This window comes from Salinispora oceanensis (assembly GCF_000383575.1).
Classification (GTDB): Bacteria; Actinomycetota; Actinomycetes; order Mycobacteriales; family Micromonosporaceae; genus Micromonospora; species Micromonospora oceanensis.
In genome coordinates this window covers 3,910,002-3,924,587 of the sequence record NZ_KB911579.1, presented here as the reverse complement: position 1 = coordinate 3,924,587, position 14,586 = coordinate 3,910,002, and the positions used below count along the sequence as shown (strand labels likewise).

Sequence of the window (14,586 nt, the reverse complement as noted above, 5' to 3'; positions counted from 1 at the left end):
ATTGGACGACTGATCTGACTGCTTTTAGCGTCAGCCATGTGGTAGTCATGTCACGAACTCGGTCGCCCATCCGCTCCACTGTCGGCCTCAAAGCCGTCATGGCGGTGACGGGCCTTGTCTTGGTGCTGTTCCTCGTCGCACACATGCTCGGCAACCTGAAGATCTTCACCGGTGCCGAGGATTTCGACCACTACGCGCACTGGCTGCGCGATCTTGGTACGCCGCTGCTCCCCTACGGCTGGTACCTGTGGTTGCAGCGGGGCGCGCTCCTGATCGCGCTGGCCGGCCACATCTGGGCCGCGACCATGCTGGCGCTGCGCGCCCGCTCGGCCCGCCCGGTCAGGTACGCCCACCGCAAGAAGGTCCAGGGCAGCTACGCCGCCCGCACCATGCGCTGGGGTGGCGTGATCATCGCCCTCTTCGTGATCTACCACATCCTGGACCTGACCACCGGGCACCTGAACCCGGTCGGCGACCCGAGCCGGCCGCAGGCCAACGTGGTCGCCGACTTCGCCCCGGAACGCTGGTACGTGACGCTGTTCTACACGCTCGCGGTCGTCGCTCTCGGCTTCCACCTGCGGCACGGCGCCTACAGCGCGCTCCGCAGCCTCGGTCAGCAGACGTCGCAGGGCGAACGCCGCGCCCGGGGCCTCGCCCTGCTCTTCGCCGTCGCGCTCAGCGTCGGCTACCTGGTGGTCCCGTTCGCCGTACTCCTCGGATTGGTGAGTTGATCATGGATCTCTACACCGAAGGCAACCCGGTCACCGACACCCGGGCCCCGGACGGACCGATCGAGGGCCGCTGGGACAGTCGCCGGTTCAACGCCAAGCTGGTCAACCCGGCCAACCGTCGCAAGCTGACGGTGATCGTCGTCGGCACCGGCCTGGCCGGTGGTTCAGCCGCCGCCACCCTCGCCGAGCAGGGTTACCGGGTCCGGTCCTACTGCTACCAGGACAGCCCGCGCCGGGCCCACTCGATCGCCGCACAGGGCGGCATCAACGCGGCGAAGAACTACCGCAACGACGGCGACTCGGTGCACCGCCTCTTCTACGACACCGTCAAGGGCGGCGACTTCCGCTCCCGTGAGTCGAACGTGCACCGGCTGGCCGAGGTGTCGGTCAACATCATTGACCAGTGCGTCGCCCAGGGCGTTCCGTTCGCCCGCGAGTACGGCGGCCTACTCGACACCCGCTCCTTCGGCGGCGCGCAGGTACAGCGCACCTTCTACGCCCGGGGCCAGACGGGTCAGCAGCTGCTACTCGGGGCGTACCAGGCGCTGGAACGTCAGGTCGGCCTCGGCAACGTGGAGATGAACACCCGGCACGAGATGCTGGAGCTGATCGTCATTGACGGCCGGGCCCGGGGGATCGTCGTCCGGGACCTGGTAACCGGCGAGATCACCACCGAGTTCGCCGACGCGGTCGTGCTCGCCTCCGGCGGTTACGGCAACGTCTTCTACCTCTCCACCAACGCCAAGGGCTGCAACGTCACCGCCACCTGGCGGGCGCACCGCCAGGGCGCGTACTTCGCCAACCCCTGCTACACGCAGATCCACCCGACCTGCATTCCGGTCTCCGGCGATCACCAGTCGAAGCTGACGCTGATGAGCGAGTCGCTGCGCAACGACGGCCGGGTGTGGGTGCCCAAGGCCGAGGGCGACGACCGCGATCCCCGTGAGATCCCCGAGGACGAGCGGGACTACTACCTGGAGCGGATCTACCCCTCGTTCGGCAACCTGGTGCCCCGGGACATCGCCTCCCGCGCCGCGAAGAACGTCTGCGACGAGGGGCGCGGCGTGGGCCCGACCCGGCTCGGCGTCTACCTGGACTTCGCCGACGCGATCCAGCGGCTGGGCCGCAAGTCCATCGAGGCCAAGTACGGCAACCTCTTCGAGATGTACGAGCGGATCACCGGCGAGGACCCGTACGAGGTTCCGATGCGGATCTACCCGGCCGTGCACTACACGATGGGTGGGCTCTGGGTCGACTACGACCTGCAGGCGACCATCCCCGGCCTCTTCGTGATCGGCGAGGCGAACTTCTCCGACCACGGCGCGAACCGGCTGGGCGCCTCCGCGCTCATGCAGGGACTCGCCGACGGCTACTTCGTGCTGCCGAACACCATCGCCAACTACCTCGCGGCCGGCCCGTTCGAAACGGTCGAACCGAGTCACCCGGCGGCGGTCGAGGCCCGGCGCACCGTTGAGGACCGGATCCACCGGCTCCTCTCCGTGGACGGCGACCGGACGGTGGACTCGTTCCACCGGGAGCTGGGCCAGATCATGTGGGAACACTGCGGCATGGAGCGTTCCGCCGCCGGTCTGCGCAAGGCGGTCGACGAGATCCGCGCGCTGCGGGAGGAGTTCTGGCAGCGGGTCCGGATCGTCGGCGACGCCGACGGGCTCAACCAGTCGCTGGAGAAGGCCGGCCGGGTGGCCGACTTCTTCGAGCTGGCCGAGCTGATGTGCATCGACGCCCTGCACCGCGAGGAGTCCTGCGGCGGCCACTTCCGGGCCGAGCACCAGAGCCCGGACGGCGAGGCCCAGCGCGACGACGAGCGGTTCGCGTACGTGGCGGCCTGGGAGTACGGCACCGAGCAGCCGGTGCTACACAAGGAAGACCTCAAGTTCGAGTACGTCCACCCCACGCAGCGGAGTTACAAGTGAACCTGACCCTACGCATCTGGCGCCAAACGGGCCCCGAGGACAAGGGTCGGATGGTGACCTACCCGGTCGAGGACATTTCCCCGGACATGTCGTTCCTGGAGATGCTCGACGTGCTCAACGAGCGCCTGACCCTCGCCGGTGAGGAGCCGGTGGCGTTCGACCACGACTGCCGTGAGGGCATCTGCGGCATGTGCGGCATGATGATCAACGGCAACGCGCACGGACCGCAGCGCGGCACCACCGCCTGCCAGCTGCACATGCGGCAGTTCACCGACGGCGAGACGATCGACATCGAGCCGTGGCGGGCCCGGGCGTTCCCGGTCGTCAAGGACCTGGTGGTCAACCGCAACGCCTTCGACGAGATCATCGCGGGGGGTGGCTTCGTCACCGCTCCGACCGGCAGTGCGCCCGAGGCGCACGCGGCGCCGGTGGCGAAGGCCGACGCGGACGCCGCCTTCGAGTCGGCCGCCTGCATCGGCTGCGGCGCCTGCGTCGCGGCCTGCCCGAACGGCTCTGGCATGCTCTTCACCGCCGCCAAGGTCACCCAGCTCTCGCTGCTGCCGCAGGGCCAGCCGGAGCGGTACACCCGGGTGATCGGCATGGTGGATTCGCACGACGACGCCGGCTTCGGCGGCTGCACCAACGCCGGGGAGTGCACCGTGGTCTGCCCCAAGGGCATCCCGCTGCACACCATCGGTCGGCTCAACCGCGACTACCTGGCGGCCACCGCCAAGCACACCGGGCGCTCCTGACCGCGACACCGTCGGTTCAACCCCTCCGTTGCGGGTAGCCCCCTTCTCGGAAGCGAGAGGGGGGCGGAGCCGACGGCGCTGATGCGGTAGGGCCGGCGGGTACGGCGGAATCCAGTCGGAGGGGCGGCGATGGGGGCACCAACGGAGCGGGGCCGTCAGCTGCGGGGCCGTCCGCACCGGAGAGGTGGGCGGCGACTGGGCGGGGTGGTCGGGATGGCCGCGCTGGCCGGCCTCGCCTGGGCGGTACGGGATGTCCCGCTGGCCCTCGGTGGCCGGCTGGCCGGTGCGCGGGCCGAGCGTGCCCGCCGCTCGCCGCAGTTTCGGGCCGGCGCCTTCCGGAACCCGGCAAGCAGCCGTCCCGCGGCCAGCCCCACGACGGGTTCCACGGATCGGAACCTGCTCCGCGAGCTCCTCTTCGGCAAGCAGCAGCGCCACCCGCGGCTGCCAGTACCGTTGGTGCGCCCAGCGGCTACGCCGGAGTCATCCCCGCACTCGCCCGAGCTGAACGTGGTCTGGTACGGCCATGCCTCCACGCTGGTCGAGATCGAGGCGCGCCGGGTGCTGATCGATCCGGTGTGGAGTCGGCGTTGTTCCCCGTCGACCCGGGTCGGGCCCAAGCGGCTCCACCCGCCACCGGTCGGCCTCGACGAGTTGCCCGCGGTCGACGCGATCCTGATCTCCCACGACCACTACGACCACCTCGACCTCGCGACCGTACAGGGGCTGACAGCAGGACAGGACGCACCGTTCGTGGTGCCGCTCGGGATCGGTGCCCACCTCCAGCGGTGGGGGGTTCCGGAGCACCGGATCGTGGAGCTGGACTGGTCGGAGAGTTACGACATCGCCGGATTACGGCTCACCGCCACCCCAGCCCAGCACTTCTCCGGACGCGGCCTGCGCCGGGACGCCACCCTCTGGAGCTCCTGGGTGATCGCCGGGGCGCACCGCAGCGTCTTTTACACCGGCGATTCCGGGTACTTCGCGGGATATGCTGCCATTGGCGCCGGATATGGGCCCTTTGATGTGACGTTGATGCAGATCGGCGCTTATGACCAGGCCTGGCGGGATATTCACATGTTCCCCGAGGAGGCGGTCACCGCCCACCTCGACCTCCGCGGCGGACTGCTTGTCCCGGTGCACTGGGCGACCTTCAACCTCGCCGTGCACGACTGGTCGGAGCCGGTGGACCGGCTCTGGGCCGAGACGAAGGCCCGGGACGTGCGGCTGGCGGTGCCCCGGCCAGGCCAGCGGGTGATGGTTGACAACCCACCGCCGGTGGACGGCTGGTGGCAGGCGGTCACCTGATCGAAGAGGACAAGCCGAACCGCCGCACCAGGACGGTGACTCCACCACCGCTTCGGTGGCCCGGCAGAATACACGGGAAACCACTCCCGAAGGCGGATCGAGATCGTGACCCTCTCTGTTTCTCAGCGGATCGCCGAGGAGCTCGGCGTCGCCGAGCGCCAGGTACACGCAGCCGTGGAACTACTCGACGGCGGCGCGACCGTGCCGTTCATCGCCCGGTACCGCAAGGAGGCCACCGGCCTGCTCGACGACACCCAACTGCGCACCCTTGAGGAGCGACTGCGCTACCTGCGCGAGTTGGCCCAGCGGCGGGACGCCATCCTGGAGTCGATCCGCAGCCAGGGCAAGCTCGACGAAGCCCTGACGGCACAGATCATGGCCGCCGACTCGAAGTCTCGGCTGGAGGACATCTACCTGCCGTACAAACCCAAGCGACGAACCCGCGCGCAGATCGCCCGCGAGGCCGGCCTGGAACCCCTCGCCGACGCCCTGCTCGACGCGCCGACGCAGGAGCCACGGGCGACGGCCGTCGGGTTCGTTGACCCGGACCGGGGCATCGCCGACGCCGCCGCCGCGCTCGACGGCGCCCGAGCCATCCTCGTCGAACGGTTCGCCGAGGACGCCGACCTGATCGGTACGCTGCGCGAGCAGATGTGGTCACGGGGCCGGCTGGTGTCCCGGGTCCGTGACGGCGAGGCGACGGCCGGCGCCAAGTTCGCCGACTACTTCGACTTCGCTGAGCCGTACCCGAAGCTGCCCGCACACCGGGTACTCGCCATGTTCCGCGGGGAGAAGGAGGGCGTGCTCGACCTGACGCTGGAGCCGGAGGAGGCCCCGGACTCGACGACCACGGGCCCGACCCGCTATGAGACAGCCATCGCCGCCCGATTCGGGGTCACCGACCAGGGACGGCCGGCCGACCGCTGGCTCTGCGACACGGTGCGCTGGGCCTGGCGTACCCGAATCCTCATCCACCTCGGCGCGGACCTGCGCCTGCGGTTGTGGCAGGCGGCCGAGGCGGAGGCGGTACGAGTCTTCGCCACGAACCTGCGGGACCTGCTGCTGGCCGCCCCGGCCGGCACCCGGGCGACGATGGGGCTGGATCCCGGCCTGCGCACCGGGGTGAAGGTCGCCGTCGTTGACGCCACCGGCAAGGTGGTCGCCACCGACACCATCTACCCGCACGAACCGCGCCGGCAGTGGGATGCCTCGATCGAGACCCTCGCCCGGCTGGCCGCCGCGCACCAGGTGGAGTTGGTGGCGATCGGTAACGGCACCGCGAGTCGGGAGACCGACCGGCTCGCCGGAGAGCTGATCCGGCGCCACCCCCAGCTGAACCTCACCAAGCTCGTCGTCTCCGAGGCCGGGGCCTCGGTCTACTCGGCGTCCGCCTACGCGGCGCAGGAGCTGCCGGGGCTGGACGTGTCACTGCGGGGAGCAGTCTCGATCGCCCGCCGCCTCCAGGACCCGCTCGCCGAGCTGGTCAAGATCGACCCACGCTCGATCGGAGTTGGGCAGTACCAGCACGACCTGTCCGAGGTGGCCCTGTCCCGGTCCCTCGACGCGGTGGTTGAGGACTGCGTCAACGCGGTCGGGGTCGATGTCAACACCGCCTCCGCACCGCTACTGACCCGAGTCTCCGGAATCGGTGCCGGGCTGGCGGAGAACATCGTGCTGCACCGAGACGCCAACGGGCCGTTCCGGAACCGCGGCGACCTGCGACAGGTCCCCCGGCTCGGCCCGAAGGCGTTCGAGCAGTGCGCCGGCTTCCTGCGCATCCCCGGCGGTGACGACCCGCTGGACTCCTCCAGCGTGCATCCGGAGGCGTACCCGGTGGTGCGGCGGATCCTCGCCGCCGTCAAGCAGGAGCTACCGGAGGTGATCGGCCGGAGTGCGATCCTGCGTGGGCTGCGGGCCCCCGATTTCGTCGATGACACCTTCGGGCTGCCAACGGTCACCGACATCCTCACCGAATTGGAGAAGCCCGGCCGGGACCCGCGGCCGGAGTTCCGCACCGCCACCTTCGCCGAGGGTGTGGAGACGATCGCCGATCTGGTGCCCGGCCTGATCCTGGAGGGAGTGGTCACCAACGTGGCCGCCTTCGGCGCGTTTGTGGACATCGGCGTGCACCAGGACGGCCTGGTGCACGTCTCGGCGATGTCCCGCGCCTTCGTCCGGGACCCGCACGAGGTGGTGAAGTCCGGTGACGTGGTGAAGGTCAAGGTCCTCGACGTGGACGTACCGCGCAAGCGCATCTCGCTGACCCTGCGCCTGGACGACACCGAGGCTGGCCGCGGCGGGCGGGAACAGCAGGGGGGCCGCGGCGGCGACCGGGAAGCCGGCGGCCGTTCCCAGGGCCGCGGCGGGCCGGGCGGCCGTTCCCAAGGCGGGCAGGGCGGCCGTTCCCAAGGCGGGCAGGGCGGTCGCGGCGGGGCGGGCGGTCGCGCCCAAGGTGGGCAGGGCGGTCGCGGCGGGCAGCCACGATCGGGACGTGGGGGCGGGGCCCCGGCCAACGATGCAATGGCGGACGCCCTACGCCGCGCCGGTCTCGCCTGAGCGCACCTGCGCGACGCCGGGCCCGAAAATAGGCCGATTCGCATCTGATACAACGGTTCGGTGAGCGTGGGAGCCGGCCGGGGTCGAGCGTTCTTCGCTCACCCACGGCCGGCTGGTCCGCGGCCCATCACCGGGTCGATGGCCGGGTCGAGCGGACCCGCAGACATCGACGCAGCGGCGGCCTGGCGGCGTTGCGCGACCCGGCGATGCTCAGGACGGCTTACGCCTTCGGACCGCGCCGAGACTCCGAGGGTTAGTGCGCGCGGCGGTAGTGCAGGGCCAGCACGCCGTTGCGGAGCGGCTCCGCCGAGAGCAGCTCGAGCTGGCGCGTGTCGGGCAGCCCGCCCTGGTAAAGCGTCGGGCCGTGGCCGGCGATCCGGGGATGGACAAGCAACTGGTGCTCGTCGATCAGGTCCAGCCGGTCGAGCTCGGTCGCGAGCTTGCCGCTTCCGAGGAGAACCCCGGCAGCGGTCGCGTCCTTGAGCTGCTGCACGCCCTCGCGCAGATCGCCGGCGACATGGTGACTGTTGGTCCACGGGAAGTCCGTGCGCGTTGACGACACCACGTACTTGGGTTTGGCCTCCAGCTTGACCGCCCACTCGCGCATGGCCGACGGCGCCTCCCGCTCGCCGCGGGCCACGGCCGGCCAGTAGCTCTCCAACATCTCGTAGGTGACGCGACCCCACAGCATCGCCCCGGCTGCGTCCATGAGACGGGTGAAGAAGGCGTGCGTCTCGTCGTCCGCGATCCCCTCCTGGTGGTCGACGCAACCATCCAGGGTGAGGTTGAGGGTGAAGGTGAGCACTCCCATAGCCAGCCACCCTAACCGCCACCACCGCCGCGCCGCCCCAGGCGAGCGTCGCGTGTGGCGAGCTCGCGTAGCGTCACAGTTGTGGGCGTGGAAGAGAGCCAGGACTGGCGGGAGCAGCGACGACGGGCGGTAGCGGCGCACGCCGCGGCCGAGGAGCACCGACGACTCGCCGAGCAGGCGGAGGCCGCCGAGTTGGTTGCCGAGTTCGTGGCCGAGGCCCGCCGTCGCGGCCTGCCACCCGAGCGGCTCACGGCGACCGGATACGGGGGCCGGGGCCGTTACCGGACCCGGCTGCGGGGCTGGTACGTGGACCGGGCCCGCAGCCGGGCGGTGGACGTGACCGGCCGCTTCCACCTCCTGGTCGTACCCGGCGGTCTTCGCGCCCGGCTCTTCGGCGCGAATCCCCAACCCAGTCCAGCGCCGCTGGTCGTCGGCGCGGGTGGGCGCGACGGCGAGTCGGTGCCACTGCGGACGCTGCTGCGCCGGCGGCTGGAGGACGCCGACTGACCTCGGACGAGCCGAGCGGCAAGGCGCCGTAGCGGCGACGACATTCCTCAGTGTCCCCCCTCCATCGCGGAGAGCCACCCGGACGTTTGATTGACAGTCGTTGACGGATGGCGAAAGCTCGCGGCACAGGCCCTTCCATCCCAGGAGGCGCGATGAGGCGCACACGGCTGGCGATTGCCGGCGTGTTTACCCTGGTCGGCGCATTGGCGCTGACCGCACCGGCAACCGCACAACCGGCGTCCGAACCGGGCAGCCGGGACAGTCTGGAGGTGTACGTCGGCACGGTTGACCCGGAGCAGCTGGAGAAGCTGCGGCAGGCCGGGGCCGACCTCGGCCACGAGCACACCGAGACCGACCGGTCCGGCGACATCCGCGTCGAGACGGTTCTCAGCAAGCGCCAGGCCGCCCGGTTGGCCAGCCAGGGCGTGCAGCTGGAGGTCAAGAAGGTACGGGGCAAGCCGGCCAGCGAGGCGCTGCGGGAGCAGGCCGCCAGCGGTTGGTCCGCATTCCGGTCCTACAGCGAGCCGGGTGGCATCCGAGACGAGATCACCGCCACCGCCGCCCGCTACCCGGACCTGACGAAGGTGATGACGATCGGCCACAGCCACCAGGGCCAACCGATCCTCGCCGTCAAGGTAACCAAGAACGCGGACCGGACCCGGGACGGCAAACGGCCGGCGGTGCTGTACGCCAGCGCGCAGCACGCCCGAGAGTGGATCACGCCGGAGATGACCCGGCGGCTGATGCACCACGTCCTGGACAGCTACGGCACGGACCAGGAGATCACCCGGCTGGTGGACACCACCGAGCTGTGGTTCCTGCCCGTCGCCAACCCGGACGGCTACGACCACACCTTCACGCCCGGAAACCGGCTCTGGCGCAAGAACCTACGGGACAACGACGGCGACGGGCAGGTCACCACCGCCGACGGCGTCGACCTGAACCGCAACTGGGGCTACAAGTGGGGGTACGACAACGAGGGCTCCTCCCCCGACCCGAACAGCAACACCTACCGGGGGCCCAGCCCGCACTCGGAGCCCGAGACCCGGGCGCTGGACCAACTATTCCGACGGGTCGGCTTCGAGTTCTTCGTGAACTACCACTCCGCCGCCCAACTGCTGCTCTACGGCGTGGGCTGGCAGGTCGCCACCCCCACCCCGGACGACATCATCTACGAGGCGATGGTCGGTGACGACGAGAACCCGGCCGTGCCCGGTTACGACCCGGACATCTCCGCCGAGCTGTACACCACCAACGGCGACACCGACACCCACGCCACGGTCCGCTATGGGACCCTCGGCTTCACCCCGGAGATGTCGACCTGTCAGGCCGCGGCGGCCTCCGACCCGGACGACGAATGGCTACCGGAGGACTGTGTCAGCGGGTTCATCTTCCCCGACGACGAGAAACTGATCTCCGCGGAGGTGGCGAAGAACCTGCCGTTCGCCCTGGCTGTGGCGCAGTCGGCACACGACCCGGACGAGCCGGTGTCGGTCGTCGGCCGCAGCACCCCGGACTTCGTGGTAGACGCCTTCGACACGTCGTACGGTCGCGACCAGCAGGTCGCCTCGCTCACCCGACGGGCGCTGCGCAGCGTCCGGATGCACTACACGATCAACGACGGCCGAACCAAGACGGTCAGCGTCCGGGAGTGGCAGGGCGGTGAGCGCTACGGCGACACCCACGACGACTACTACGCTGAGCTGCGGGGCACGGTGCAGGGCGCCAGACCCGGCGACCAGGTCGAGGTCTGGTTCAGCGGCAAGAAGCCCAAAGTGGGGAAGGTGACCAGCGAGCGCTTCACCTACCAGGTGCACGACGACGTCGGCGGCGACGTCCTGGTGCTGGCGATGGAGGACGTCACCGGGCCGAGTCCGGATCAGGACGGCACCAGCGCGAAGTATGCCGATGAGATGGCCGACGCGCTGACCGCGGCCGGGCGCACCAGCGACGTCTACGACTTTGACACCATGGGCCGCCAGGCCCCACACCATCTGGGTGTCTTGTCGCACTACCAGATGGTGCTCTGGGAGACCGGTGACGACATCATCCCGCGTTCTCCGGGGCAGGTACCGGGCACCATCGCCCGAGCAGCGGTGGAGACCGAGTTGGCTGTCCGGGACTACCTGAACGAGGGCGGCAAGCTGCTGCTCAGCGGTGAGTACGCGCTCTACGCCCAAGCCGCCAACGGCCTGTACGGCTACCAGCCGAACGGGCCGGCGGAGTGCACCGACGCCAACGACGAGACGTGTCTGCCGGTACTCAACGACTTCCAGCAGTACTGGCTGGGGGCCTTCACCTACGTCAGTGACGGTGGCACCGGCGAGACCGGGCCGTTCCCGGTGACCGGCACCGACGACCGGTTCACCGGCTTCGCCGGTGCGCTCAACGCACCGGGGTCGGCGGAGAACCAGGAGCACACGGCATCGTTCCTGACCACGTCCGGCTTCCTGCCACCGGAGCAGTTCCCGCAGTTCGAAAGCGCGGCGCCGCTCGGCTGGGAGCGGCCGGGGGGTGCGCCGTTCGACCCGCGTACCGGTGACTGGTACCTGTGGAGCGGCCAGACCAACGATTCGTACAAGCGGCTCACCCAGACCGTTGACCTCACCGGCGCCACCGCCGCTGAGCTGCGCTTCTTCACCTCTTACGACATTGAGACGAACTGGGACTACCTGATCGTCGAGGCGCACGAGGTGGGCAGCGACAGCTGGACGACCCTGCCGGACGCCAATGGCCGGACCAGCACCGACACCGGGGCTAGCTGCGAGTCGGGCTGGGTCGAGGCGCTGCACCCATGGCTCGCCCGGTACCAGAGCGAGGACTGCTCGCCGACGGGTACCACCGGCAGTTGGAACGCCGTCACCGGCGCCTCCAGCGGCTGGCAGGAGCTCGTGGTCGACCTCTCCGGGTACGCCGGTAAGGAGGTCGAGCTGTCGATCTCATACATCTCGGACTGGAGCACCCAAGGTCTGGGGGTCTTCCTTGACGACGCCCGGGTGATCGTGGACGGCGCCACGGTCAGCGACACCTCGTTCGAGACGGACCTGGGTGACTGGGCGCTGGCCGGCCCGCCGCCCGGCTCGGCCGAGACCACGGAGAACTGGGGGCGCAGCCAGCAGGCCTTCGCGGAGGGGTCGGCGGTGGTCACCGCGGACACCGTCTACCTTGGCTTCGGCCTGGAGGGGTTGGCCCCGGACGTCCGGGCTGACCTGGTCCAGCGGTCGATTGACCATCTGTTCGCGGCGGATCGCCGCTAACGGCTCGCGGCGCCGGCGGTCTACGAAGGCCGCCGGCGCCCGCGTGACGCCGGTGGGGCGCGGGCGGATCCGCACCGTCGGCCCCAGCGAAGTCCCGCCGGGCCAGCCCGAATGTGGTGAGCTGGGCAGATGGATCAGATCCGGCTCGGACTGGTGCTGCACCCAACCCGGGACGTATCCGAGGTGGTCGACCTCATCGTCGACTGGGCGACGAGGCACCGGATAACGCTGGCGGTTCGGGAACCGGACCGGCACCGGGTACCGGCGACGGTCGAGCCGCTTCCCACCGCGCGGGTGGCCCCGACCAGCGACGCACTGATCAGCATCGGCGGGGACGGCACCATGCTCGGCGCGTTACGCTCGGCGGTCGGCGACCCGAAACCGGTGCTCGGGGTGCACCTGGGCCAGCTCGGCTTCCTGGTTGAGGTCGAGCCGCCGGAGCTGCCGACCGCGTTGTCCCGACTGGCCAGCCAGGACTTCACCGTGGAGCGGCACAGCTGCCTGGCCTGTACGGTCTGCGGGGATGACGCGGTCGCGTTCAACGATGTCGCGTTGGTTCGGCAGCCCGGCGCGGGCTTCGTCACCGCCACCCTCGCCGTGGACGGGCAGCGGTACGGCTACTACCGGTGCGACGCGCTGGTGGTGAGCACGCCGACCGGGTCAACGGCGTACGGCTATGCTGCCGGCGGACCGCTCGTCTCTCCGGCGAGCGATGTGGTGGTGGTGACCCCCTCCGCGTCGATGGCGGGGATCGCCCGCTCGGTGGTCCTCTCCCCCGACGAACGGATCCGGCTGGAGCTTGCCCCCGGCTCCGCACCGATCGCGGTGGAGATGGACGGGCAGGTGATCCAGGACGCGGTGACCGAGGGCGCGGTGGAGGTGAGATACCACCGGGACGCCGGCCTGGTGGTCCGCCTCGACCCCCGCCGCCATCGAGAGCGCAACCAACTCAAGTTGAGCCTGCTGGACCTGCCGCTCCTGCCCGAGCAGCTCCGCGAGCTCCTCCCCGAAGGCCTCCGCCAGGAACTGAGCCGACGGCGGCTCCCTCCGCACCGTTGACTCACCCGCCCGCGGCTGCCAGCACTGACGAGACCAGTTCCTTCGCCTCCGCCTGAATTCGCGCCAGCTGCTCGGGGCCCTGAAACGACTCGGCGTAGATCTTGTAGACGTCCTCTGTGCCGGAAGGGCGGGCGGCGAACCAGCCGCTCTCGGTGGTTACCTTCAGGCCACCGATCGGAGCCCCGTTACCGGGTGCGCAGGTGAGCGTGGCCGTGATCGGTTCACCGGCCAACTCGGTGGCCGGCACCTGTTCCGGCGAGAGTCGACCGAGCACCGCCTTCTCCGCCCGGCTGGCGGGAGCGTCGATCCGGGCGTACGCGGGTGCGCCGAACCGCCCAGCCAGCTCCGCCCAGTGCTCGCTCGGGGTACGGCCGGTGGTGGCGATGATCTCGGACGCCAGCAGGCAGAGCAGGATGCCGTCCTTGTCGGTGGTCCAGGTGCTGCCGTCGCGACGCAGGAAGGAGGCGCCGGCGCTCTCCTCGCCACCGAAGCCGACCGCGCCGTCGAGCAGGCCCGGCACGAACCACTTGAAGCCGACCGGCACCTCCAACAGCGGGCGCCCCAGGTCGGCGGCCACCCGGTCGATCATCGACGAGGAGACCAGGGTCTTGCCGACGGCGGCGTCGGAGGCCCACCGCGTCCGGGTACGGAACAGGTGGGCGATGGCCACCGTCAGGTAGTGGTTCGGGTTCAGCAGACCGCCGTCCGGGGTGACGATGCCGTGCCGGTCGGCGTCGGCGTCGTTACCGGTGGAGACCGCGAACCGATCCCGCGCGGCGATCAGCGACGCCATCGCGTTCGGAGACGAGCAGTCCATTCGGATCCGTCCGTCCCCGTCCAGGGTCATGAACCGCCACGTCGGATCGACAGTCGGGTTGATCACGGTGAGGTCCAGCCGATGACGGTCGGCGATCTCGCCCCAGTAGGCGACACTGGCCCCACCGAGCGGATCGGCTCCGATCCGGACGCCGGCTGCCCGGACCACGTCAAGGTCGAGCGCGGACGGCAGGTCGGCCACGTAGCGGCCGAGGAAGTCGTACCGGCTGGTGGTGTCGGCGGTACGCGCCCGCGCGTACGGGATGCGGCGCACCTCCTTGAGCCCGGCGGCGAGGATCGCGTTCGCACGCTCCTGAATCCACGTCGTGACATTGCTGTCCGCCGGGCCGCCGTGAGTCGGGTTGTACTTGAACCCACCGTCCTCCGGCGGATTGTGCGATGGGGTGATCACGATGCCGTCGGCGAGCCCACTGCTCCGCCCCCGATTATGGGCCAGGATGGCATGGGAGACGGCTGGCGTCGGAACGTACCCATCCCGGCTGTCCAGCAGGACCGGAACCTCGTTGGCGGCGAGCACCTCCAGCGCGTCCACCGCCGCCGGGGCGGAGAGCGCGTGGGTGTCCCGACCGAGGAAGAGCGGGCCGTCCAGACCGCACTTCCGCCGGTAGTCACAGAGCGCCTGGGTGATCGCGACGATGTGATCGGAGTTGAACGCGTTCCGCAGCGGGGACCCGCGGTGCCCGGAGGTGCCGAAGGAAACCTGCTGCCCCGGGTCCGCCGGGTCGGGATGCTCGGCGTAGTACGCGGTGACCAGCATCGCCACGTCCACCAGGTCGGCTGGCTCGGCGGGCTGACCCGCGCGGGGGTGCGTGCTCATCAGCTGACCTCCTCGTCCCG

At 70.2% G+C, this 14,586-nt stretch carries 10 protein-coding genes; 8 read left to right on the top strand and 2 right to left on the bottom strand.

The window, feature by feature from the left end:
- Nucleotides 1–47 precede the first annotated feature (47 nt).
- From SALPAC4_RS0118150 to SALPAC4_RS0118130, 5 genes are all read left to right on the top strand, one after another.
- Entirely contained in the window at nt 48–731 is a 684-nt protein-coding gene (locus SALPAC4_RS0118150; RefSeq protein ID WP_080640922.1) for a succinate dehydrogenase cytochrome b subunit, read from the top strand.
- 2 nt (nt 732–733) lie between these two features.
- Nucleotides 734–2,665, top strand: a complete 1,932-nt coding sequence (locus tag SALPAC4_RS0118145) for a fumarate reductase/succinate dehydrogenase flavoprotein subunit (protein ID WP_019871530.1) — start codon at nt 734–736, stop codon at nt 2,663–2,665.
- Nucleotides 2,662–3,417, top strand: coding sequence for a succinate dehydrogenase/fumarate reductase iron-sulfur subunit (locus SALPAC4_RS0118140; RefSeq protein ID WP_018730144.1), 756 nt, complete (start codon nt 2,662–2,664; stop codon nt 3,415–3,417). Before SALPAC4_RS0118145 ends, SALPAC4_RS0118140 begins: the two co-directional genes overlap by 4 nt.
- A 129-nt stretch (nt 3,418–3,546) precedes the next feature.
- Nucleotides 3,547–4,722 (top strand): MBL fold metallo-hydrolase, encoded by a 1,176-nt coding sequence (locus SALPAC4_RS0118135; protein WP_033664730.1) that lies wholly within the window; start codon nt 3,547–3,549, stop codon nt 4,720–4,722.
- A gap of 105 nt (nt 4,723–4,827) precedes the next feature.
- Nucleotides 4,828–7,278, top strand: coding sequence for a Tex family protein (locus tag SALPAC4_RS0118130; RefSeq protein WP_019871528.1), 2,451 nt, complete (start codon nt 4,828–4,830; stop codon nt 7,276–7,278).
- A gap of 253 nt (nt 7,279–7,531) precedes the next feature.
- Here the strand turns inward: SALPAC4_RS0118130 and SALPAC4_RS0118125 are convergent, their stop codons facing one another.
- Entirely contained in the window at nt 7,532–8,089 is a 558-nt protein-coding gene (locus SALPAC4_RS0118125; protein WP_019871527.1) for a dihydrofolate reductase family protein, read from the bottom strand.
- Nucleotides 8,090–8,170: 81 nt separating this feature from the next.
- Between SALPAC4_RS0118125 and SALPAC4_RS0118120 the strand changes: the two genes are divergently transcribed.
- The 3 genes from SALPAC4_RS0118120 to SALPAC4_RS0118110 all read left to right on the top strand — a co-directional run bounded on the left by SALPAC4_RS0118120 (nt 8,171) and on the right by SALPAC4_RS0118110 (nt 12,912).
- Nucleotides 8,171–8,596 (top strand): hypothetical protein, encoded by a 426-nt coding sequence (locus SALPAC4_RS0118120; protein WP_019871526.1) that lies wholly within the window; start codon nt 8,171–8,173, stop codon nt 8,594–8,596.
- A 152-nt stretch (nt 8,597–8,748) separates the two neighbouring features.
- Complete coding sequence (locus SALPAC4_RS0118115; protein WP_027644274.1) at nt 8,749–11,853, top strand: M14 family metallopeptidase; 3,105 nt, start codon at nt 8,749–8,751, stop codon at nt 11,851–11,853.
- A 129-nt stretch (nt 11,854–11,982) separates the two neighbouring features.
- Nucleotides 11,983–12,912, top strand: coding sequence for an NAD(+)/NADH kinase (locus tag SALPAC4_RS0118110; RefSeq protein WP_019871524.1), 930 nt, complete (start codon nt 11,983–11,985; stop codon nt 12,910–12,912).
- Between the two features lies 1 nt (nt 12,913).
- Here the strand turns inward: SALPAC4_RS0118110 and pgm are convergent, their stop codons facing one another.
- On the bottom strand, nt 12,914–14,566 hold the full coding sequence (pgm, locus tag SALPAC4_RS0118105; RefSeq protein WP_019871523.1) for a phosphoglucomutase (alpha-D-glucose-1,6-bisphosphate-dependent): 1,653 nt from the start codon (nt 14,564–14,566) through the stop codon (nt 12,914–12,916).
- Nucleotides 14,567–14,586 lie beyond the last annotated feature (20 nt).